At 73.8% G+C, this 21,912-nt stretch carries 17 protein-coding genes and 1 pseudogene; all 18 read right to left on the reverse strand.

Features of this window, described 5'->3' with window-relative positions:
- Positions 1–11 precede the first annotated feature (11 nt).
- The 18 genes and pseudogenes from ACQEVC_RS37900 to ACQEVC_RS37985 all read right to left on the reverse strand — a co-directional run bounded on the left by ACQEVC_RS37900 (position 12) and on the right by ACQEVC_RS37985 (position 21,909).
- Positions 12–1,091 (reverse strand): glycosyltransferase, encoded by a 1,080-nt coding sequence (locus ACQEVC_RS37900; RefSeq protein WP_432888043.1) that lies wholly within the window; start codon positions 1,089–1,091, stop codon positions 12–14.
- Entirely contained in the window at positions 1,081–2,376 is a 1,296-nt protein-coding gene (locus ACQEVC_RS37905) for a DegT/DnrJ/EryC1/StrS family aminotransferase (RefSeq protein ID WP_432888046.1), read from the reverse strand. The genes ACQEVC_RS37900 and ACQEVC_RS37905 overlap by 11 nt, the downstream gene beginning before the upstream one ends.
- Entirely contained in the window at positions 2,373–3,665 is a 1,293-nt protein-coding gene (locus tag ACQEVC_RS37910) for a glycosyltransferase (protein ID WP_432888049.1), read from the reverse strand. Before ACQEVC_RS37910 ends, ACQEVC_RS37905 begins: the two co-directional genes overlap by 4 nt.
- A 309-nt stretch (positions 3,666–3,974) precedes the next feature.
- Positions 3,975–5,015 carry an NAD-dependent epimerase/dehydratase family protein gene (locus tag ACQEVC_RS37915; RefSeq protein ID WP_432888052.1) on the reverse strand — a complete coding sequence of 347 codons (1,041 nt, stop codon included), beginning with the start codon at positions 5,013–5,015 and terminating at the stop codon, positions 3,975–3,977.
- Positions 5,012–5,773: a thioesterase II family protein gene (locus tag ACQEVC_RS37920; protein WP_432888055.1), complete on the reverse strand. Its 762-nt coding sequence runs from the start codon at positions 5,771–5,773 to the stop codon at positions 5,012–5,014. The genes ACQEVC_RS37915 and ACQEVC_RS37920 overlap by 4 nt, the downstream gene beginning before the upstream one ends.
- Positions 5,774–5,791: 18 nt before the next feature.
- Positions 5,792–6,673 (reverse strand): GNAT family N-acetyltransferase, encoded by an 882-nt coding sequence (locus ACQEVC_RS37925; RefSeq protein ID WP_432888058.1) that lies wholly within the window; start codon positions 6,671–6,673, stop codon positions 5,792–5,794.
- Positions 6,657–8,729: a hypothetical protein gene (locus tag ACQEVC_RS37930; RefSeq protein ID WP_432888060.1), complete on the reverse strand. Its 2,073-nt coding sequence runs from the start codon at positions 8,727–8,729 to the stop codon at positions 6,657–6,659. The genes ACQEVC_RS37925 and ACQEVC_RS37930 overlap by 17 nt, the downstream gene beginning before the upstream one ends.
- Before the next feature lie 9 nt (positions 8,730–8,738).
- Entirely contained in the window at positions 8,739–10,496 is a 1,758-nt protein-coding gene (locus tag ACQEVC_RS37935) for a carbamoyltransferase family protein (RefSeq protein ID WP_432888062.1), read from the reverse strand.
- Positions 10,493–12,346: a non-ribosomal peptide synthetase gene (locus ACQEVC_RS37940; RefSeq protein ID WP_432888064.1), complete on the reverse strand. Its 1,854-nt coding sequence runs from the start codon at positions 12,344–12,346 to the stop codon at positions 10,493–10,495. The genes ACQEVC_RS37935 and ACQEVC_RS37940 overlap by 4 nt, the downstream gene beginning before the upstream one ends.
- Before the next feature lie 26 nt (positions 12,347–12,372).
- Complete coding sequence (locus ACQEVC_RS37945) at positions 12,373–13,359, reverse strand: aspartyl/asparaginyl beta-hydroxylase domain-containing protein (protein ID WP_432888066.1); 987 nt, start codon at positions 13,357–13,359, stop codon at positions 12,373–12,375.
- The gene (locus ACQEVC_RS37950) at positions 13,343–13,882 is read right to left on the reverse strand and encodes a hypothetical protein (RefSeq protein ID WP_432888068.1); all 540 of its coding nucleotides are present in this window, start codon (positions 13,880–13,882) and stop codon (positions 13,343–13,345) included. The genes ACQEVC_RS37945 and ACQEVC_RS37950 overlap by 17 nt, the downstream gene beginning before the upstream one ends.
- Positions 13,879–14,841 carry an aspartyl/asparaginyl beta-hydroxylase domain-containing protein gene (locus ACQEVC_RS37955; protein WP_432888070.1) on the reverse strand — a complete coding sequence of 321 codons (963 nt, stop codon included), beginning with the start codon at positions 14,839–14,841 and terminating at the stop codon, positions 13,879–13,881. The genes ACQEVC_RS37950 and ACQEVC_RS37955 overlap by 4 nt, the downstream gene beginning before the upstream one ends.
- Before the next feature lie 31 nt (positions 14,842–14,872).
- The gene (locus ACQEVC_RS37960) at positions 14,873–16,174 is read right to left on the reverse strand and encodes a coproporphyrinogen-III oxidase family protein (RefSeq protein ID WP_432888072.1); all 1,302 of its coding nucleotides are present in this window, start codon (positions 16,172–16,174) and stop codon (positions 14,873–14,875) included.
- Positions 16,171–17,808: a carbamoyltransferase C-terminal domain-containing protein gene (locus ACQEVC_RS37965; protein WP_432888074.1), complete on the reverse strand. Its 1,638-nt coding sequence runs from the start codon at positions 17,806–17,808 to the stop codon at positions 16,171–16,173. The genes ACQEVC_RS37960 and ACQEVC_RS37965 overlap by 4 nt, the downstream gene beginning before the upstream one ends.
- Positions 17,798–18,928, reverse strand: coding sequence for a glycosyltransferase family 9 protein (locus ACQEVC_RS37970; protein ID WP_432888076.1), 1,131 nt, complete (start codon positions 18,926–18,928; stop codon positions 17,798–17,800). Before ACQEVC_RS37970 ends, ACQEVC_RS37965 begins: the two co-directional genes overlap by 11 nt.
- 412 nt (positions 18,929–19,340) lie before the next feature.
- Positions 19,341–19,544 (reverse strand): annotated as a pseudogene (locus ACQEVC_RS37975) (MbtH family protein); the annotation flags it as partial.
- A 20-nt stretch (positions 19,545–19,564) separates the two neighbouring features.
- A complete protein-coding gene (locus ACQEVC_RS37980) occupies positions 19,565–20,908 on the reverse strand; it encodes a hypothetical protein (protein ID WP_432888078.1) in 1,344 nt (447 codons plus the stop codon).
- Complete coding sequence (locus tag ACQEVC_RS37985; protein WP_432888080.1) at positions 20,905–21,909, reverse strand: TauD/TfdA family dioxygenase; 1,005 nt, start codon at positions 21,907–21,909, stop codon at positions 20,905–20,907. The genes ACQEVC_RS37980 and ACQEVC_RS37985 overlap by 4 nt, the downstream gene beginning before the upstream one ends.
- Positions 21,910–21,912: the final 3 nt, after the last annotated feature.

Below are 21,912 nucleotides of genomic sequence, written 5' to 3' on the forward strand. Positions count from 1 at the left end.
CCCCCCGTCGCTCATTCATCGGTGTCGCCGCCCGTGGAGCGGAAGCCGGCGAACAGCAGGTCCGGCCGGCGGAGCTGCACGGCGGCCACCACCGCGCCGGCATCGAACGCGTACTCCAGTGCCGCGCAGGCGACCGCGTCCGCGACACCGCGCGCCGAGTCGCCCGGCCGGCGGCGCCGCCAGGCCCGCAGCCCGAGCCCCACTCCGGCGGTCAGCGGCACGAGCAGGGCGCTGCGCCCCCGGGTACGACCCAGCGTCGCCACCGCCACGGCGCCGGCCAGCCCGAGCACGGCCACCGGGTTACACCTGGCCGTACGCCGTTCCGGGTGGACGGTGCCGAGCCACTGCTCCGAGCGTCCGTAGCCGAACAGCCGGCGCCAGACGGACCGGACGGAGTCGCTGCTCATCCGGTCGTGCGTCACCGTCGCGTCCGGGTCGGCGCGGATCGTGAAGCCCCGCCCCGTCAGCCGGAGTCCCAGGTCGACGTCCTCGCCCGACACCACGGTGAGGGACTTCTCGACGAATCCGCCGACCGCGCGGAAGGCGTCGCGCCGCAGCAACAGGTTGCTGGTCGTGGCCCACGGCAGCGACCGACCGGCCCGGGGCATCTCCAGGTCCCCGTTGAGCAGGTGCGAGCGCCGCATGATCCGGAACACCGCCGTCCGGCTCTCCTCCACCAGGGTGGGGCCGGCGATCCCGGCCACCTCGGCCGGGGCCCGCCGGATGCCGGTCACGTACCTGCGCAACAGCTCCGGCGAGACCCGGCAGTCCGAGTCGGTGAAGAGCAGCAGGTCGTGCCGCGCGTGGGACACCCCGAGGTTCCGCTTCGCCCCGACGTGCCGGGGGCCGCGGACGTACCGGGCACCGTGCCGGGCGCAGTTGGCCCGGTGCGCCCGCGCGTCGTCCGGCACCGAGTCGTCCACGACCACGACGTCGACGGGTTCCGGACACCGGGCGGCGGCGACGGCGAGGCTGCCGAGCAGCCGGGCCGTCTCGTCGACCCGGCCGAGCACCGGTACGACCACCGAGACACCCGGGGTGACCCTTCCGACCCCCGCCGCCGGCGGCCGGTCCGCCTCCTCAGTCGTCATTCCGCCCGCCTTCCGCAAGGTGTCCGGCGACCTTGGCGATACCCCGCGCCAGGTCGAGCATGTCGCTCTCCGGCCCCAGGAACGCGCTGTGGTGCAACAGCACCGCGTGCCGGGCGAGATGGTCCGCACCGGGGAAGACCCGGCCCCGGTGCCGGGCGACGAAGCGCTCGGAGAGCGGTGCCAGCGCCGGCTTGGTCCACGGACGCAGCAGTGGACTGCGCTGCAACGGCGCCCGGGGCGGGTAGGCCCGCATCCCGACCTCCGCGGTGAGGGCCGCCGCCACCCAGGAGTTGTCCCGGTGCGGAGGCAGCGGGTCGAAGACCACCGGCACCTCGTAGAGCGAGATCCGGTCCTGTTCCGGCCGTCGGCTGAGCAACCGGACCCCCGGTACGTCGGCGAGCAGCTCGCGGAGCCGCTCGTAGTTCCGCTCCCGGACGGTGTTCTGCGCGTCGAGCTGCGGCAGTTGGGCGCAGAGCAGGGCGGCGCCGAACTCGCTCAGGCAGAAGTTCGCGCCCATCACCGTGGCGCTCTCCCGCAGGTCCAGCTCGCCCGGGCGGGCGTCGTCCCGCCAGCTCCGCGAGTCGGCGCGCAGTTCCTCCAGCCGGGTCAGCAGCGCATCGTCGTCGGTGACGACCGCACCGCCCTCGCCGCAGGTGAGCACCTTCGAGTGCTGCATGCTGAAGCAGCCCAGCCGGCCGAGCGAGCCGGCCGGGCGGCCGAGCCAGCGGGCGCCGTGCGCCTGCGCCGCGTCCTCGACCACCTCGATCCCCCGGGTGGAGGCGAACTGCTGGATCGCCGGGATGTCGGCCATCGCGCACGCCCAGTGCACGACGACGACCGCCCGTACGTCGTCGTTCGCGCGCAGCGCCGACACGTCCAGGCAGCCGGTCTCCGGGTCGACGTCCGCGAGTACCGGCAGCAGGCCGGCCCGCAGCACGGCGGTGGCGCAGGCCGTCCAGGTGAGCGCCGGCACCAGGACCGGGTCGCCGTACGCCAGGCCCAGTGACTCCAGCGCGATGACCAGGGCACTCGAACCGTGGTCGGTCGGTACGCAGTGCCGGGTGCCGACGTACTCGGCGAACATCCGGGCGAACCTGCGTTCGAAGAGTTCGCCACGGCGGGGACTGGTGATCGCCCAACGCCCTCCGTGCAGGACCTCGGCGAGGTGGCTCTCGGCGGCCGGTGCCGGTACGGGCCAGTCGGGCCAGGCCCGCTCCGGACCGCGTACGGCGGGCCCACCGCCGATCGCCAGCGTCGTGCCGGGGTCCACCCGTACGCCCGTCAAAGCCCGAACCCGAAGGCACGGATCTCGCGGCCGATCCGCCGGGCCTCGGCCACGAGGTCGAGGTTCCACCGGTCCCAGAGCCCGGTCAGCCGGGACGTCATCAGCACGACGTCCACCGACTGCTCCGGCAGCGGTGTCCGCACGCCGATCGCGTGGTGGCCGACCCGGCCACCTCTGGCGAGCGCCTGCCGCAGCAGCTCCTCGTCGAAGTCCACCAGCACCGCCGAGGAGAGTTCCGCGGGCACGCTGCCCCCGGAGCCGAAGACCGCCACCCGCTCGCCGGGGCGCAGTCCCGCCGCCGCCTCGCGCAGTTCCGCGGTCACGTCGAGGTCCCGGGCCCGCGCGGTCCAGTCCAGCAGCGCCTGGTAGTCGTCCTCCCACGGCCAGTACAGGTCCTTGGTGATCAGGGACCAGCCGATCTCCGCGACCGGTTCGGGGTGCTTGCCGAGCAGGACTCCGATGTTGTGGTGGTTGCCCTGCCGGTTGCCCTCCCAGTCCCGGTCGTGCGGCGCCTCGATGACCCAGGCGGACCGGCTGACCACGAACTCCACGCCCCGGCGGTGCAGGCGCAGGCCGATTTCCATGTCCTCGACGCCCCAGCGCTGGAAGTCCTCGTCGAAACCGCCGACGGCCCAGTAGTCCTCGGTGCGGATGGAACAGTTCGTGGCCCACAGGAGGATCCACGGCACCACCAGGCGGCCGGGATCGAAGCCGCACCGGAGGAAGGCGCCGTGGCGGATGTCGAAGATGGACGGATCGTTCGCGTACGCCGTCAGGACCCGCTCGGGCAGCAGCCGTCCGACCATCTCCGCCAGGCCGGGCGTCGGGTCCTCCGGCCGGTACGCGTACGCGTAGCCGATCACCGCACGGCGTGCGGAGCCGTCGCCGTGCGCCGCGAGGTGTTCGCGGAGGTAGTCCGGCCCGACCAGCGCGCCGGTGTCCAGGAACACCAGGATCGGTGCGCTGGCCAGCCGGGCACCGGCGTTGCGGGCGGCGGCGACCCGGAAGCCGTGGTCCTCCTGGAAGTGGTAGCGCAGTCGCAGCCGGTCGGAGAAGGACTTCACGACGGCGGCGGTCGCGTCGGAGGAGCCGTCGTCGGCGACGATGACCTCGAACTCCTCCGTCGGCAGGCTCTGTCGGGCAAGGCCCCGCAGGGCCTCGGCAAGCAGTTCACAGCGGTTGTAGGTAGGTAGGATGACGGAGACTTTCACGTCGCGGGACGACTCGGCAGAGATCGTTGCACCCCCGTTCAGGTAGCGGCGGATCGGCCGGACGAGACCGGATGTCAAGGAGTCGGAGGATCGCCCGCACGGCGGTGGCGCCGACCGGACCCGTCGGGCACCGGATGGCGCGAAGCATTGCCCACCATGGAACCCCCGTTCGCCGAACGCCTTCCGGAGGCGGCCCCGCATGCTGGGCGGGTGGCCGAACTCTCGTCCTGGACGACGTCCGCCGGCCGTTCGGCGGTAGGTGACCGGCCGGTATCTGGACCCTATCCAGAGTGGCGCGGTCGAATCAAGGGCGTCGATCTTTCAACCGGGCCGGACGAACTATGACCCCGGTCTCTCTGCCGCCTACCGCCGGGAGCGCCGGTCCGCTCAGGCCACCTCCGCCGAATCGCGTTCGACGAGCAGTGCGTCGAGGCGTTCCGCGACCCCGGAGCGCTCCTTCGCCGCGAAGTACCAGTCGACGGTGCGCCGGATCCCCTCGCTCAGGGTCACCCGTGGCGCGTAGCCGAGCAGCGACCGGGCCCGGCCGATGTCCGCCGTCCGGCACAGCGGTCCGGTCGGCATCTCCGGCCGGGTCCGGATCGCCGCCCGGTGTCCGGTCGCCCGGAGCACCATCTCCGCCGCCTCCCGGACGGTGTGCTCCTCCTCGGTGGCCACGTTCACCGCCTCGCCGTCGTCGACCCGCCGCGCCGCCAGCAGGGTCATCCGGACCACGTCGTCGACGTGGATCCAGGTGCGGATCTGCTCGCCGTCGCCCCACAGCTCGAACGGGTCGGCCCGGACGAACGCCCGGGCGATCATCGCCATGATGGCGTGCGACTCACCGCACCGGGGGCCGTACGCGGTGAAGTACCGACAGACCGCCGCGCCGATGCCGTGCTCCCGGGCGAGGCTGCGCAGCACGAGTTCCCCGCAGAGCTTGGCCATCCCGTAGAGGCCGTCCGGGTCGTACGGCGGGCCGACGAGGTCCTCGCGCAGCCGGGTACGCACCGTCACGTCCCGTTGCAGCCCTTCCGGATAGACGCAGGCGGACGAGGCGAAGACGACCTTCGCCACGCCCGCGCGCACCGCCGCCCGGAAGACGTGCTGGTCGACGAGCATGTTCTCGGCACAGGCCGCGGGGTGGCTGTCGATGTAGCCCCGGCCACCGTGCGCGGCGGCCAGGTGGAAGACCAGTTCGGCCCCGGCACACGCCTCGGCGGCAGCCTCCGGCCGGCGCAGGTCGAGACGGCGGATCTCCACGTCGCGGGCTACCGCGTCGAGGTTCGCCATCGAACCGCTGGAGAAGTCGTCCGCCACCCGGACCACCGCGCCGGCCGCCACCAGCGCCTCGCACAGATGCGATCCGATGAACGACGCGCCGCCGGTCACCGTCACCCGCCGCCCGGCGAAGTATCCGCTTCCGGTCACCGTCGCACCCCTTCCAGCACGGCCCGGACCGCCGCGACCACCTCGTCCTGGGCCGGACGGATGAACAGATGCGGTCCGGGAAAGAGCCGTTCGGCGAAGCCGCCGACGGTGTAGTGCCGCCACTCGCGGACCGCCGCCCAGGGAACCCGGGTGTCCCGGTCGCCGCCGAAGGCGGTCAACGGAGAGTGCAGCGGGCGGGCCGGGTCGGGAAAATACGCCTCCGCCATCCGCACGTCGGCGCGGAGCGTCGGCAGGAACAGCTCCATCAGCCGGGCCGACGCCGCCAGCTCGGCCGCCAGTTCGGCCGGCAGGCCGCCGTGCCCGCCGATCGCGGCCACGAAGTCGTCGTCCGGGAGGTGGCCGATGCGCCGCCGGGGCAGCGGGCGGTCCGAGGGCTGGCAGCCGGAGACGACGACGTGCGCGGCCGGCCGACCGGCCGCCGCCAGCAGCCCGGCGAGGGCGTACGCCAGCAGCCCGCCCATGCTGTGCCCGAAGAGGACCACCGGGGCCCGCTCGGCGCGGACGAGTACGTACGGGGCGAGTATCTCGGCCGCGGTCGCCAGGTCGGTCAGCGGTCGCTCCCGCCAGCGCCTCTCCCGACCCGGGAGCTGCACCGCGTCGAGCGCGACGTCGCCCGGCAGCAGCGGGCGCCAGCCAGCGAAGTGGGATATCCCGGCACCGGCGTGCGGTACGCACACCAGCCGGATCGGCGCCTCGGCCGGGCCGAACGTGTGCAGCCAGAGTTGGTCGTCGGACAACGGGTATCCACCTCTCGGTCAGCCGGGCCCGCTCACCACCAGCGCATGGCCCTCCGGCAGCCGGAGGCGGAACTCCGTCCGCCCCCACGGCATCTCCTCGGCCGGCCCGTCGAGCTGGCCACCGGCCGCCTCGACCCGCGCCTGGAGGTCCCGGACCGGCGCGCCGCAGTGCAGGTAGACCACGGCCGGGGCGATCTGCGGCCGATCGCCGGCCGAGATCAACTGGAAGCCCAGGCTGCTGGTCCACGGGCCCGTCCGGACACCGGCCCGGAACGGCGGGTCACCGGCGACGAAGCCGACCTCACAGCCGAGCGCGGCGCAGAGGAACTCCAGCGTCGCCGACACGTCCCGGACCGGCAGGACCGCCTCGGCCGCGTACAACCGCTGTGGCCGGTCCGCCCGGAGCCGGCCCAGCACCACCGTCTCGTAGGGCCGCCCGTCCGGGTGCCGGGCGGCGAACCGTCCCCGCTCGGCGAGACCACAGCGCCGGGCCACCCGGATCGAGGCGATGTTGCCGCGCTCCGCCCAGGCCTCCACCCGGTCCAGGCCGCCCGCGCCGAGGAGGTGCTCCACCACGGCCGGCGCCGCCTCCCCCATCACCCCCTGCCGCCAGGCCGCCCGGCGCAGCATCCAGGACAGTCCCGGCGGGGTGGTGCCGCCGATAAGCTCGACCAGGCCGAGCACCGTCTCGGAGCCGTGCCGCCGGATCGACCAGAGCCGGGCGCCGGCCGCGTCGCGCCGTTCGACCAGTCGGCGCCGGGTCTCGTCGAGGTCGGCCGACGCGTCCTGGTGCAGCCACGCGCCCATCACCAGCGGATCGGCGTACGCCTCGTGCAGGTCGGCCAGGTCGCGGTCGAGATCGAGCGAGGTCAGTCGAAGATGCTCAGTGAGCAGGTCCAACGCTGTCTTCCTCCGCCTGGTCAGGACAGAACTTCATACTGTACAGCTCGCCGAAGAGCGGCAGGACGTACGGCGGCTCGCCCCGGCTCAGGGCATCGACGTCGGCGCGTACCCGGTCCGCCAGGCTCACCGCGGGACCGGGCCAGGTCAGCCGGACGACGTTCACCCCGGCACCGGTGATCGCCGCCGGCACGGCGAACTCGCTGTCGGACCACCCGTTGCCGGAGACGAACCGGCCCAGTTCCGTGCCGTTCACGTCGAGGCGTACCGGATCGCCGGCACCGCCACGCCGCCGGTGGGTCACCCGCAGCGTGCCGGCGGTCGGCGCCGGCAACGCGAACCGGACCTCGGTGGCCCGCAGGTTCGCCTGGAGGTAGCAGCGCGCCGCGGTGTAGTTGCGCACCGCGCCCACCCCCAGCATCGTGCTGGAGATGTCGAGCAGTTCGGCATCCGCTGCCACACCCGCCGCGGCCACGGTCAGCGGGCCGGCACCGAGGACCTCGGCCAGCGCCTCCCGCAGCGTCCACAGCCGGGACTGGTGCGGCCGGTAGTCGCTGAGCCGCTCGAACATCACCGAGGCGTTCGGCTCCCGGGCCAGCACCGCCAGGTCCGGGCTGGCCCAGACCGGCCCCGGGCGGGCCAGCAGCCGGTCCAGCGCCGCCATCAGCTCGGCTACCCGCCCGGAGGCGTCGAGCGCGCGGCGCAGATATCCGTGCACCACCTCCCGCGGTTGCCCGCAGAACGAGTTGTAAGTGGCCGCCAGCACCAGGCTCACCGCCCGGGTCCAGCCGTCGACCGGCGGCACACCGCCGGCCGCCGGACTCGGACTGCCGGTCAACCGCTCCGCCACCGCCGCCATCGCCCGCTCGATGCCGGTGTCGCTGAGATGGCAGTAGTCGAGGAAGTACTCCGGATCGGGCAGCTCGGGCGCGTCCGACCGGCCCAGCAGCCGGCGCAGGTCGACACAGTCGACGTCGTTGGCCGCGCAGAACTCGACGAGCCGGTCCTGCACCACCCGGGGAGTCCGGGGAAGGTACTTCACCACCAGCCCGCAGAGGCTGTCCCGGGCCTGCTCGTACGCGGCCCGGGCACCGGCGTGGTCGCCCTCGGCCGCCAGCGCGGAGCCGAGCAGGTACCCCGGCACCGGGCTCAGCCCGCCGTCGAGTTCGGTCATCGCCGCCGCGACGGTACGCACCTCGGCCCACGCCCCGGCACGTGCCGCCGACACCGCCCGGGCCCGCAACCCGTACCAGCCCGACAGCGCGTCGTCGGGCAGCATCGGCACGTCGACCGCGTCCACCGGGCCGATCGGCGACCAGCCGGCCAGGTTGAACTCGGGTACCACGACGACGAGGCGGGTGCCGGCGCGGTCCCGCAGCCGCAGCAGGTCGGCGAGCAGTTCGTCCACCTGCGGCAGCAGGATCCGGTCGAGGGTCACCCGGCGCATTCCCGGGTAGCCCTCCTCGCGCAGTCCCCCGGCCAGCAGGGCCGGATCCTCCGGGCCCGCGAGGTCGTACGCCGAGATCGTCCAGTTGTTGCCGGCGAACATCACCAGGACGTCGGTCTCCAGGTGCGCCGCCGACCGGACCAGGTGCCGCAGGTGCGCCACGTCGACGCTGGTGTGCGCGAGGTCGACACACTGGAACCCCGCCCCGTCCGGTACGGCGTCCAGCCGCCGTTGCAGGGCGAGCGCGGGATTGAAGACCGGATCCAGCAGGTAGCCCCGGGCCGCCGACTCGCCCACCAGCACCACGCGCTGCCGGCCTCCCTTGCCCGGCACCTGCTCGACCGCCGACCAGGTGCTGCTCTCCCCGGGCGCTATCCCGGTACGGCGCCGGAGCCCCCGACCCAGGTCCGTCTCGACGATGTCCCAGACGCCGATCCGGCCGGGCCGGACCGGGAACCCGGGCCGCCCGATGCCGCGCCGCCCGCCGGAAGACCGCCGGTACGCGTCGGAGAACGTCCGCAGGGCCCGGATCGTCGCGGCACCCCGCTCATCGCCCAGCAGCTCGGCCAGGTCGTCGGCGGCACGGATCGCGTTCCGGTGTGGGTCCACACACGCCTCCTAGACGAAGAAGGTGTAGCTGTCGTTGTGGGTGTCGACCCGCCGGGGCCCGGCCGAGCGGCTCAGGTGCCGCGACCACACCGGGGGCACCGCCTCCCGCCGCACCAGCAGGTCACCGACGGCGAGGGCGTCCACGCCGGCCCGGACGAAGCAGGAGAGCGCGTCGACCTCGTCGCACACGATCGGTTCGCCGGCCACGTTGAACGAGGTGTTCAGCAGCAGCGGCGTACCGGTCAGCTCGCCGAACCGGGTCAGCAGCCGGTGGAAGCGCGGGTCGACGTGCCGGTCGACGGTCTGCACCCGGGCGGAACCGTCCACGTGGGTGATCGCGGGCAGCGCGGTGCCGGCGCGTACCGCGACGGTCTCCAGCATGAACGGCGACGGTACGTCCAGGTCGAAGAAGTCGGCGGCCCGCTCCGCGACGACGGCCGGCGCGAACGGGCGGAACTCCTCGCGCTTCTTCACCAGCCGGTTGATCCGGTCCCGCATCCCCGGATCGCGGGGATCGGCCAGGATCGAGCGACCGCCCAGCGCCCGGGGCCCGAACTCCATCCGGCCCTGGTGCCAGCCGACGATCGCGCCACCGGCGAGCAGCGCCGCCACCCGGTCCAGCAGCTCCGGCTCACGGCCGGTGAAGTCCTCGTACTCGACGCCGGCGGCGGTCAGCACGTCGGCGAGTACGGTTCCGCGGTGTGCCGGGCCCAGCCGGGCATCGGTCAGCCGGGCGAGCCGGCGGGTGCCGGTCAGGCGGTGGTGCACCAGCAGCGCCGCGCCGGCCGCGGATCCCGCGTCGCCCGGTGCCGGCGGGACGAACCAGTCGCGGAACTTCGCCCGCCGCCGCAGCCTGGTGTTCGCCACGCAGTTCAGCGCCACGCCACCGGCGTAGCACAGGTTGTCCGAGGGTCGGAGCTGGTAGAGGTGGTCGAGCTTTTCCAGCAGCAGTTCCTCCAGCAGGGACTGGACGCTGCTGGCCAGGTCACGGTGGGCCGGGGTGAGGTCGCCGCCCGGTGGGCGCGGTGGCACGCCGAGCAGTTCCGCCAGCTCGGGGGTGTACAGCCGGCCGCCGGCCTGCGGGGCGAGGTAGCGGGTGTCCAGCCGGAACTGGCCCCCGGGACCGGAGCTGACCACCTGGTCCAGCGCGCTGCGGTACCTCGGCCGGCCGTACGAGGCCAGGCCCATCACCTTGTATTCGTCGCTGTTCACCGAGAACCCCAGATACGAGGTGAGCGCGCTGTAGAGCAGGCCGAGCGAGTGCGGGAACGGCACGTCCTCGAGCAGGCGGATCCCGTCGTCGTCGCCCGCGCCGTAGCTCGTGGTGGTCCACTCGCCGACCGCGTCGGCGGTGAAGAGCGCGGCCTCCCGGTAGCCGGAGCAGTAGAAGGCGCTCGCCGCGTGCGCCTCGTGGTGCTCGACGGCGAGGAACCGGCCGTCGTAGCCGAGCCGTTCCCGGATCTGCCGCTCCGGATGGCTCGCGTCCAGCACGTGTGCCGGTCCGTCGCCGGCACCCATTCCGGGCAGCTCCATCCAGAGTTGCCGGCTGAGTTTCCGGACCGGGTTCTCGTAGTAGGCGAGGCAGTCGACGTCGGCCGGGCCGATCCCGGCCTCGTCCAGGCAGGAGCGGTACGCGTAGAGCGGCACGTCGCGGTCGTACCGGCGGCGGGTGAACCGCTCCTCCTGCGCCGCGGCGACCAGCCGGCCGTCCCGGACCACCGCCACCGCGGAGTCGTGGTAGAACGCGGAGACGCCAACGACGATCATCCGTCGCCCCCTCCCCCGGCCGGCGGCCCGCCGTCCCGGACCGTCTCCTGGTACTGGTCGATCAGTGTCTGCACGTACGGTGCGTCGAGCAGCCGTTCCAGGTCCACGTCGAGTTCCAGGTCCGTCTCCACCTGGGCGACCGCCCGGATGATCTCCAGCGAGGTGGCGCCGACCTCGAACAGGTTGGTCCGCAGGCCGAGGTTGGCCACTCCGAGCCCCCGGGCGACGGTCCGCAGGATCCGCGCCGCGCCACTCCCCGCCGTCGGCCCGCTATCCGGTTCGGCGGGCGCGTCCGGGCCGGTCGACGTCGGCATGGCGGCGAGCCGGGCGCGGTCCACCACGCCGGACGGGGTCACCGGCAGGGTCGGGACGGCGACGACCCGGGCCGGCGACCACTCCGGTGGCACCCGGCCGCGCAGGTACCCCCGCAGCGCCCCGCCGTCCACCCGGGCACCGCTGGCGGTCTCGACGTAGAGCACCAACTCGCCGTCCGGCGCCGTCACGACCCGCGCCAGCCGGACGTCGCCCCAGGTCTCGGCCACCACTTCCACCTCGGCCGGGTCGACCGGTCCGGCGGAGTCCGGGCCGTCCGGTCCCGCGGAGTGCTGGGCGCCCGGTCCGGCGGAGCCCGGAGCATTCGGTCCGGCGGAGTGCTGGGCGCCCGGTCCGGTGGAGCCCTGGGCACCCGGTCCGGCGGAGTCCGGGGCGTTCGCGAGGTGCCCGTGCAGTGGCCGGATCCGGCCGTCCGGCAGGACCCGGGCCGGAACCCCGGTCCGGTAGCGGCGTGCGCCGTCCGGACCGGTGTCGAAGTGGCGACCATCCAGGTCGGGACGGCCGACGTACCCGGCCGCCACCGACGGCCCGACACAGCACAGCTCGGTGGAGCCCGCCGAGCTGTCCGGACCGACCTCGATCCGCTGATCGCCAAGCGGCTCCCCGAGCACCTCGTCGAGGCCGCCGGTCGCCGCGATCACCCCGGCCTCGGCGGCGCCCCAGGCCACCACCAGCTCCCGGTCCCGGCGGGTGACCCGGTCCAACACCCCCGGCAGCCAGCGCGGTATCCGGTCCCGCAACAGCAGCACCAGCCGCAGGCCGGAGAGCTGGATGCCGTCGTCGGCGGCGGTATCGGCCAGTACGCCGACCGCGCGCGGCGGCGCGGCCAGCACCGTCACCCGGTGCCGCTCGACGATCCGGCGCAACCGGTCACCCTCGACGACCGGCCGGCCGGCCGACACCGCCGTACCGCCGCGGAGCAGGGTGGCCAGCAGGGTCAACAGGGTGACGTCGGTGTGCGGCAGGGCAGCCGTCAGTACCCGGTCGGCGGTACCGAGGCGGAGCCGCTCGGCCAGGGCGGCGACCGACGCGCCGAAGCCGTCCGGGCGGAGCGCGACGACGGCGTCGTGCCGCTCGGAGTCGACCGCCACGGCCGTCCCGCCGCCCACGTCGGCCAGCTCACCGCCCGGGGTCAGCTCGTCGAGCTGGATCACCGTGCGGTCGCCGAGCCAGTGCCCGGCGGGATAACCGGCGAGGACGACCACGCGGGCACCGACCAGATCCAGCCGCGCGGCGAGGTCGGCGCCGAGGTCCAGCGGGTACGGCAGCACCGCCAGCCCGGCCGCCGCGACCGAGGCGACCGCCACGTCGCCAAGGCTCAGCCCGGCCACCGGCACGATCTCGCCCGGTGCGACGCCCGCCTCCCGCAGGGCGCGTTGCAGCCCGGCCGCCTGCCCGGCCAGTTCCCGGTAGGTCAGCGCCATGCCCGGCTCGTCCACGGCCAGCGCGTCCGGGGCCGTCCGGGCGTACGCCGCCACGGCGCGCACCACCGACACCGGGTTCGATTCCGTCCGCATCCGCACCCCCACTCCCGCCTCCGGCCTCAGCCCTCGCCACCGGGCGTGGCGACCGCCCGCACCCGCAGTACGCCCTGGCGCAGCTCCACCGACTCGAGCTGCCGGGTCTCCAGGTACGACCGGATGAACTCGACCATCGACGGCGCGAAGGTGACCTTCACGTCCGCGCCCACCCGGGTGATCCGGCGCAGCCGCATGGCGGTCATGAAGGTGAGCATCTCGTCCGCCCGGTTCGCCTGCTCCTGCCGCACCACCCGCTCGCCGTCGACCAGGTACGGGTTCGGGGCGTCGAGGATCAGCACCACCCTCGGCACCTCGCCGTCGTGCCAGACCTCGTGCTCGTACGAGTCGTCGAAGACGAAGCACCGGCCCTCGTCCCAGCCGCGCACCTGGTCGCCGACCCGGATCCGGGCCCGGGCGTCACCCCGGACACAGAAGTGGGTCCGCGCCTTCACGTTCGTCGGTCCACAGTGTGGTGCGATCCAGGTGCCGGGCTCCAGCCAGGACACCATCACGAACCCGGTGCCCTGGGCGGTCACGTCCGGGATCGCGGAGAGCACCTCGGCGGTGCCGGGCAGCAGCCCGCAGGCCCGCTCGAACCGGCGCCCCCGGTCCCAGAGCATCAACTGGTGCCATCGGCCACCCCGCACGCTGGAGCCGTCCATTCCGGCGGTGGAGAAGCCCGCGCGGGCCGGTTCCTCGATCGCGTCGATCTCGGCCCGGATCAGGTCCCAGTGCCGTTCCAGGTGCGAGGTGAACCAGAAGTCGGCCGGGTCGAGGAAGGGCCGGCTCTGCGTGGTCGGATGCAGTTCGATCGGTCGGTGCAGCCGCTCCGGCCACAGACCCTGCGCGACGGCCGTGTCGGCGACCGCGTACCCGGCGTCGGTCAGTCCCTCACCGAGCAGGTCGCTGATCAGTCCCTCGTACTGCTTGCGCAGCCGGGCCACCAGCTCCGGCGCCATCGGCCGGTCCGCCTGCCGCGCCGCCGACCGGCGGTCAGTCGCCGGTTCCATCCGACTCACCCTCGTCGTCGACGGTTCCGTGCGGGACGGCCAGGCTCAGGTCGTCCGGGACGGCGAATCCCAGGGTCTCGCGGCAATACCACGCCCACTCCGGGGAGGTGCTCGCGAAGAGCACGTCCTCGCCGGGCCAGCCGGAGCGGGTGACCGTCAGGTCGTCGTGGACGTACACGACCTCGTCGTCGTGCTGCCCGTCCGGCCAGCCCGGAAAGCCCGCCAGCTCGCCGCGGCGGTACGCCCGGCAGTACGGCCGCCACGCGTGGTCCGGCGCGGTGCCCGGCCCGGACGGCTCCACCGCGCGTAGCGCGGTGGCCGCCGCCAGGTGCCCCGCGGCGAGCGCGATGTCGTACGCGGTGCGGCCGTCGGGCCCCGCGTCGAGCGGGTCGGCCCCGTCCGCCAGCAGCCGGCCGAGTCCGGCCAGGTCCCCTCGGCCGGCCGCATGGTCCAGCGCGCTCCAGCCGGCGGCGTCCCGGTGGGCCGGGGCGGCACCAGCCTGGCCGCCCCCGGCTCCGCTCACCGGTCCACCGCCGTCCGGTCCTCGCCGGCCGCCGCCCGGTCGGGCCGGAACAGCAGTCTGCCGTCGCGCAGCTCGACGCTCTCCGCACCGTAGCCGCGCAGATAGCGGCTGACCTGGCGGGCACTCGGCTGGTCGAGTTCGACCCGGACCTCCTCGGCGTCCCCGAGCTGCACCCGGGACAGGCCGTGCTCGGCGAGGAACCTGGTGGCCCGCTCCTCGAACGAGATCCGGCCGGCCAGCATCACGTCCCGGTCGGCCGGGTCGAGTTCCGGGTGGCACACGTCCATCAGCAGCACCACCCGGGGCCGGTCGCCGTCGTGCCACACCTCGTGCTCGAACGAGTCGTCGAACACGAGGCACCGGCCCTCCTGCCAGCCGAGGACCTGGTCGCCGACGCGGAGCCGGGCACCGTCCGGCACCTGAAGCCCGAGGTGGACCCGCAGCCGGGCGTTGGATCCGCCGCAGTGCGGCACGATCCGGGTGCCCGGGTACAGCCAGGAGAGCGTCACCACGCCGATGCCCGCCGCCGCGGCCTCCGGGATGCCCTCGACGATCGACGAGGTGACCGGAAACCTGGCGCAGGCGTCGTCGAACCGGTGCCCCGCCTCGTAGAACGTGATCTCCTCCCAGCGGCCGGCGCCCAGCATCGACTCCTCGACCGGGAGGAAGCCGGACGCGGCGGGGTCGGTGACCGCGTCCAGCTCCGCGCGGATCTGCGGGTAGTTCTCCTCCAGGTAGGCGCAGAACCAGAAGTCGGCCGGGTCGTAGACCGGTCGGGGCGGCAACGACGAGATGTAGTGCACGGGTCGTTGCAGCGGGTGGCGCCAGACGCCCTGCTCCACCGCGAGGTCGGCGCACTGCCGGGCGACCTCGGGCGCGCCCTCCGTGGTCAGGGCGTCGACCAGTTGCGAGTAGGACCGGCGGACGACCTCCGGCCATCGTACGGTTGTGGTTGCCATCGGTACTCCTTCCTGCGCCGTCGGGCCACCGCTAACCCCGGGCCAGCGCCAACCCGTGCGACATCGTGTACGCGAGGTGCGTGATGTACGCCTCGTGGATGACCTCGCGATCCATCCGGAACCCGACCGCGTCCTCGACGAACCGGCCACCGCACTCCGCCAGCAGGCCCAGCCAGGAGGCGAAGTGCGGGGTCTCGCGCAGGTCCGCGAAGTGCAGCCCGGTCAGCCGGTGGAACCGGCCGTAGTCGACCCCCTCCCGGGTCATCAGTGCCCCGCCGACGAGCGCGGTCAGCCGCTGCGGCCGGGCCAGCGAAAACCTCTCCACCAACCCGAACTCGCGCGGCGCCCGCAGGTAGTCGGCGTACCGGGCGTTCTCGTTGAGCAGCAGGTGGTGGCCGAGGATGGACTCCGTCCCGCTGCCGAAGCCGATCTTGTCGCCGGCCAGGTCGTACTTGTAGTTGCCGTCGAGGTCCTCGTGCTCCGGGTGCCGGACCCAGTACCCGTGGCAGTACTCGTGGTACCCGGCCTCGGTCAGCATCCGCATCGCCAACTCGTACGCCCGGATCATGCTCCGGACGTCCCAGGCACGCAGCCGGTCCCGATCGAGCTGCATCGCCATCACCGTCTTCGGGGTGGCCCGGTACGGATAGACCGAGACGTGCGGCGGATCCATCCCGAGCACCTCGTCCAGCGTCCTGGCCAGCTCGTCCGGCCCGCTCTCGGTGGGGAAACTGCTGATCAGGTCGATGTTGAAGTTGTCGATGCCGGCCCTGCGCAACGCCCCGACCGCCGCCACCGCCTGTTCCCGGGTGTGCCCCCGGCCCGCCCGGCGGAGCTGGTGCGGATCCAGCGACTGCACCCCGACGCTCACCCGGGTCACCCCGAGCGCCCGCATGGCCGCGAGCCGGTCGTCGGTGAGGTCGTTGGGGGTGGTCTCCACCGACCACTGCACCAGCTCGGAGAGGTCGAACGCCTCGTCGAGCGCGTCCCGGACCAGGCGCATCTCGGCCGGCTCCAGCCGGGTGGGCGTGCCGCCGCCCCAGTACATCACCTGTGGCCGGTAGCCGAGCCCGGTGAGCAGCGGCCCGTAGAACCCGATCTGCGCACCCAGGGCCGCCAGGTAGGGCCGGCGACCGTCGACATCGGACCGGAGCTGCCGGACCGGTATGTCGGTCACCCAGTCGCAGAAGTGGCACTTCGTCGCGCAGAACGGCACGTTGACGTACAGCTCCAGCGACCGGTCGGTGCGGTCGGCGACCGCCTCGGCCACCGCCTCCATCAGCCGGGCCGGTGTCGGCGGGCCGGACCGGCCGCCCGGGTCCGGGCCGGTCATCCCGCCGCCCTCCGCCGGACGACGTGGCCGGGCAGCACCAGGTAGTCCAGCCGGGAGTTGAGCAGGGTACGCAGCGCGTCCCCGGGTGTCTCGACCATCGGCTCTCCCCTGGTGTTCAGGCTGGTGTTGAGCAGCATCGGCACTCCGGTACGCCGTTCGAAGGCGTGGATCAGGTCGTAGTAGGCCGGGTTGTCCGACCGGGCGACGGTCTGCAACCGGGCCGTACCGTCCACATGGGTGATGCCGGGCACCCCGGGCCGGAGCACCGGCGCCGCCCGCAACATGAACGGGCTGTCCCGGATGCCGAACCACTCGGTCGACCGCTCGTTGCGCACCGCCGGCGCGAAGGGCCGGAAGTGTTCCCGGAACTTCACGGTCGAGTTGATCCGATCCTGCACGCCGGGATCGCGGGGATCGGCCAGCATGCTGCGGTGGCCCAGCGCCCGTGGGCCGACCTCGCCGCCGCCGTCGAACCAGCCGACCACGGCACCCTCGGCCAGCAGCGCGGCCGCCCGGTCCACGTACCCGCCGAGCTGCTCGACCTCGATCTGGTCGGCGTACTCGTCGAGGGCCCGCCGCACGACCGGCGCCGGATACTCCCGGGCCGAGTACATCAGCTCGGCGGCCGTGTACTCCGCTCTCGGCTGGTCGAGCACGTGGTGCCAGTACCAGAGCGCGGCGCCGATCGCCGTGCCGTCGTCGCCGCAGGCGGGATGCAGGTGCATCCGGTCGAAGTCGGATCCGGCGAAGGCCAACTGGTTGGCGATGGCGTTCAGCGCGGTACCGCCGGAGAGCGCGATGGCCGGCTCCACCCCGTTACGGCGGGCCAGCCCGGCCAACTCCCGGAACACCGCCGACACCTGCCGCTCCAGGCCGGCCTGGATGTGGTAGGCGAGCGTCGCGTTCAGTTCCCGGCCCTGCACGCTGACGTACCGCGGCTCCTTCTCGGCCAGCTCCAGCAACTGCCGGAACGACCGGGGGCGCTCCGGCTCCGGGACGTCCGGCTCCACCCCGTACGGCCGGCCATACGGGGCGAGCGCCATCACCTTGCCGGCGCCGACGATGCTGGACCCGAAGAGGTAGTTCGCCACGTCGCAGTAGCCGACGTTCGCGTTGAACCACGAGTCGAAGTCCGACAGCATCGGATAGAGCCGGTTTCCCCGGCCGAGGAAGGCCCGGCAGCCGGTGGGATCGATCGCCAGCGCCACCCCCGACTCGAACGGCGCCGTGAAGTACGCCGTCGCGGCATGGATCAGATGGTGGTCCGGATTCACCGTGCACCGGATGCGCCTGCCCCGGATGTCGACCAGGCTGTTGTCCTGGTTCACCCAGAACTCCAGCCAGGTGTCCTTGAGGTCCGAGCCGTGCAGTGCGGCGATGTCCGGGGAGTCCATGTTGTGCAGGTTGCACAGCAGCACGTGGTCGACGTCGGCGAGCGTGACTCCGGCCTGGTCGAGCAGCTCGTCCAGGTCTGCGGAGCGCAGCCCGGGGTGCTTCTTGATCCGGGAGAACCGTTCGGTGTTCACGTACGCCCGCAGCCGCCCGTCGGCGAGCAGCGCCGCCGAGCCGTCGTGGTTGAAGTTGATCGACAGGATGGTGCGGACCGCTCCCGTCGAGGACCGGTCACCGGACATGGCCGCCTCCTGACCTCTGCTGGGCTCGCAGTTGAGCCGTGGTCGCCGCCCACACCCGGTCGACGTCGAGGTCCACCAGGCACCTCGGGTACGGGCCTCGCGGTCCCTGGTAGCGCACGACGCACCCGTGCGCGCAGCGCCGTCCGGCCACCTGGTCCGGCTCGTGCCGGATCGCCTGGCAGGGGTAGTCCAGCGAGACGCCGCGGTGGCGCGGGTAGACCCGGGCCCAGAGCGGTTCCGTTCCGGTCGGTCCGTAGAGCACCACCGTCGACGTGCCGACCGCCGCGGCCAGGTGGGCCAGACCGGAGTCGTTGCCGACCAGCAGGTCCAGCCCGGCCACCAGGTTGGCGGTGCGGTTCAGCGCGCCGCCGGCCTCGACGTGCGGCACCGCCCCCGGAACCGCCGCCGTGATCCGGTCGCGCAGTTCGGCGAGTTCCGCCCGCTCCCCGTCCGCGCCGAGCAGGTACAGGCTGGCGCCGAGGTCGGCGACGAGCCGGACGCAGAGTTCGGCGTACCGGTCCAGGGGCCATCGACGGTTCCAGTGCGGCTGGCCGCCGGGATGCACCCCGATCCGCGGCCCGGGAGCGTCCAGCTCGGGGACCTTCTCCGGCTGCCGGGGCAGGTCCGGAACCACCTCCGCCGGACGCAGCGGCCGGGCCCCGAGCGCCCGGGCGAAGGCGTTGGCGTACTCGTACAGGTCCGAGACGCCGAGCAGTGGTGGCGGCAGCCGTACCGGATGGCTGAGCTGCCGGTCCGACGCCCGGCCGCGCGGTACGCCGACCCGCCGGGGAATTCCGGCCCGCTCGGCGTGCCCGGCGTCGAGCGTGTGCGACCCCGGGTCGACCACGCACAGCTCGAACCGCCGGTCGGCCAGCTCGGCCAGGAACGCCCGCCAGTGCTCCGGTGTGGTGTCGCCGGGGTCGGGACAGCGCATCAGGTCCTCCGCGTACGCGTGCCGGGGCAGCAGGTCGGCGAAGCGCTCGGCCAGGCCGGCGCCGACCACGAGGGTGACCGAGGCACCGGGATGGGCCCGCCGGAGCACCGCGAGCAGGATGTTGCGCTGCACGAGGTCGCCCAGGCCGGGTAGCTGCAACTGGGCGAAGAAACATGTCCGACGCACGGGTACCCCTCTCCGCTCGCGACCGTGACCCGGCTCAGGACTCCCCGAGTCGCTCCAGGTGGCCCTCGCCGTCGAGCGTCGCCAGGTCGATCCGGGCCAGGCAGCGCACCGGCTCGAAGTCCAGGTTCAGCGTCCCGACGATCCGCACCTGCCCGGTGCCCGCCGCGAGGTCGCCACCGGTCAGGTCGGTACGGTCCGGATCGACCCGGACGCCCAGTTCCGTCCCGCCCTCGGTGCCGACGAAGCGGACGAAGACGTACCCCTGGTCCAGCGCCTCCCGCAACGCGGCGGGCCCGGCCTCCGGCTCCAGGCTGAGCCGGAGCGGGTGGCTGCCGGAACAGAGCCGGTCGACCAGCGTCGGCCGGTCGTCGTCGACCGGGTCCGGCTCGACCGGCGCGTCGTCGGCGTGTTCGGCCATGTACCGCCGCAGGCTCAGCGGGCGCATGTCGGTCCACACCTCGTCGATGTGGGCCAGGCACTCGGACTTCGGCCCGGTCCGGCCCTCGGCCCGCCAGCCGTCCGGCAGGTCCTGGTCGACCGGCCAGATCGAGTACTGCTCCTCGTCGTTGACCACCACGTGGTAGATCTGCTCGTCCTGCTCCGTCGTCTGGGTCACCGTCTCTCCTCCGTGTCGGGTCACGTCGTCTCCAGCGGGGCGTCCGGGTCCGCCGCCGCGGTGCTCATCGCCCGGTGCAGCCCGTCGAGCAACTCGTCGGCCGAGTAGCCGGGCTGCCGTCGGTTCGCGTCCAGCACCAGGGCCATGTCGCCGCCGGCCAGCGCACCGATCCGCAGGTCCAGATTGGTGCCGTCCCAGCCGTCCGGGCCGGGCCGGGCAGCAACGCCGAGCAGTTCGGCCTCGCCGAAGTGTTCGACCCCGATGCCGAGCGGTTCCTCGCCCCGGCTGCGGCCGGTGGCCGACGGATGCCGGCACAGGTGCACGTGGGCGTCCCAGAGCGCGGCCGTGCGGGGCGACCTGAGCCGGCCCAGCCGGGCGCCCAGCCCCACCAGATCGGGGTACGGCAGGTAGTGCGTCGCCGCCCGGATCAGGCCCACCTGCGCCGCCCGGAGCACCACCCGGAACGACGGTGCGGCGGTCCCGGGCTCGTCGATCCGGAACACGATGCGGTCCGTCAGCGGGCCGACCATCGGTCCGAGGTCGAAGTACTCCCGCAGGTCGAGCACGGTGGAGAAGGCGGCGCTGTCCGGTCGGCCGGCACGGCGCCGCAGCCACCAGGCGACCAGTGCCGCGACCCCCAGCGAACCGTGGTCGCGCATCGCCCCGCCGGCGTCGCCCAGCGCCCGCCACTCGTCGGCCGGGACCACCATCCGGCGGACGACCCGCTCGGATCCGGCCGGACCGGGCGCGGGCGGCGTCGGGTACGCCGTGAACCACCGGCTCCACCATCGGCGGCGGCTCTCGGCGGCGGCCGGGTCGAGCGGGTGGAAGTCGCCCAGCTCGGTGAAGTCGCGGTAGGCGTCCCGGCGGAACCGGCCCCGCAGCGCCTCCATCACCGCGCCGAGCACCAGGTAGAGGGCGCGTTCGTCGAGTACCAGCTCGTGCCCGACCAGCCCCAGCACCAGGTGCCCGGGATCGAGCCGTACGACGTGGAACCGGGCCAGTGGGTCCCGGACCGGATCCGGCCGCCGATCCCGGTCCGCCAGCAGCAGCCCGACGCACCGCCCCTCCCGGGCCGCCGGCTCAGCCCCGGAGACGTCGTGCCGGTGCAGCGCCAGCTCCCCGTCGCGGCGCAATCCCGGCCGACCGCCCACCTCGACCAGACCGACACCCAGCCCGGGCAGCGCGGCGTGCACCTCCCGGACGGCGGCGCAGAGCCGCTGCTCGGAGACCGGGCCGGTGACCCGGACCGCCCGGGCGGTGAATCCGCCACCCTGCCACCCGGACCGGACCGCCGGCAGACGTCCCCGGTGCAGGAAGGTCGCCGGGACGAGGGTGCCGGCGCCCGGCCGCGTCCCGCTCACCCGGCACCGTCCGGGCTCGCGGCCACGTCCGCCCAGCGGATCGGCCCGGCCATGGTGACCGCGACACGTCGTTCGCCGGAGAACGGCTCCCGCCCGTGCGCGGCCAGCAGGTTGTCCACCAGCAGCACGTCGCCGGCCTCCCAGGGCACCGACACCTGTTCGGCCGCGTACGCCGCGACCAGCTCGGCCAGCACACTGCGCGGTATCCGGCGCCCGTCACCGTAGCGGGCCACGTTCGGCAGGTCCTCCTCGGCGAACTGCCGCAGCAGCGCCTCCCGCACCTCGGCCGGCAGCGCGTACGGGTGGAAGAAGGCCGCGTGGTTGAACCAGACCCGCGCACCGGTACGGGGATGCACGGCGACGGCGGGGCGTACCTGACTGGTCCGCAGGACGCCGTCCGGCCGCCACTCCACCTCGATGTCCCGGCTCCGGCAGTAGTCGGTCACCGCCGAGCGGCTCGCCGTCTGGAACACCTCCTGCCACGGCAGGCCCAGCCCGCCGCCGAAGGTGCGCACGTACCGCACCCCGTGCTCGGCGAACGGGCGCAGCACGGCCGGCGGGATCCGGGCCAGTACCTGGCGGGTGTCGGCGACCGGGGTGGCCCCGCCCGCCGTGCCGGGACGCAGACAGCAGAAGGCCAGCAGACCGGGGAACTGCCACTGGTAGGAGTTCTCGTTGTGCAGCGGGATCCGCTGGTCGGCGGGGTGGTCGGTGGCGGTGTAGACCCGGTCGGCGAGTTCGGTACGCGGCGTCGACCGCTCGACGTACGCCTCCGGGGTACCGGCCAGCGCCGTGGTGACCGGGCCGAGGGCGTCCAGGGTCACCCCGAAGCCCCGGAACATCACCGCACCGGCCCGGTCCAGCCAGCGGCGTACGGTCTCCGGGTGCGTCCGGACGTACTCGACGAGCGGGACTCCGGGCCGCTCCGGCCGGGCCAGGAGCGGAAGCCCGAATCCGGCCGGCGCCGGATCGACGCGTACCGCCGACTCGTCCAGCCGCACCGG

Source organism: Plantactinospora sp. CA-294935 (assembly GCF_050936445.1).
In the GTDB taxonomy this organism is placed as follows: domain Bacteria; phylum Actinomycetota; class Actinomycetes; order Mycobacteriales; family Micromonosporaceae; genus Plantactinospora.

Bases quoted from the DNA above. Each gene is read 5' to 3' on its own strand.
- ACQEVC_RS37900 (WP_432888043.1), bottom strand. From the start codon at position 1,091: ATGACGACTGAGGAGGCGGACCGGCCGCCGGCGGCGGGGGTCGGAAGG.
- ACQEVC_RS37935 (WP_432888062.1), bottom strand. From the start codon at position 10,496: ATGATCGTCGTTGGCGTCTCCGCGTTCTACCACGACTCCGCGGTGGCG.
- ACQEVC_RS37940 (WP_432888064.1), bottom strand. From the start codon at position 12,346: ATGCGGACGGAATCGAACCCGGTGTCGGTGGTGCGCGCCGTGGCGGCG.
- ACQEVC_RS37945 (WP_432888066.1), bottom strand. From the start codon at position 13,359: ATGGAACCGGCGACTGACCGCCGGTCGGCGGCGCGGCAGGCGGACCGG.
- ACQEVC_RS37955 (WP_432888070.1), bottom strand. From the start codon at position 14,841: ATGGCAACCACAACCGTACGATGGCCGGAGGTCGTCCGCCGGTCCTAC.
- ACQEVC_RS37960 (WP_432888072.1), bottom strand. From the start codon at position 16,174: ATGACCGGCCCGGACCCGGGCGGCCGGTCCGGCCCGCCGACACCGGCC.
- ACQEVC_RS37965 (WP_432888074.1), bottom strand. From the start codon at position 17,808: ATGTCCGGTGACCGGTCCTCGACGGGAGCGGTCCGCACCATCCTGTCG.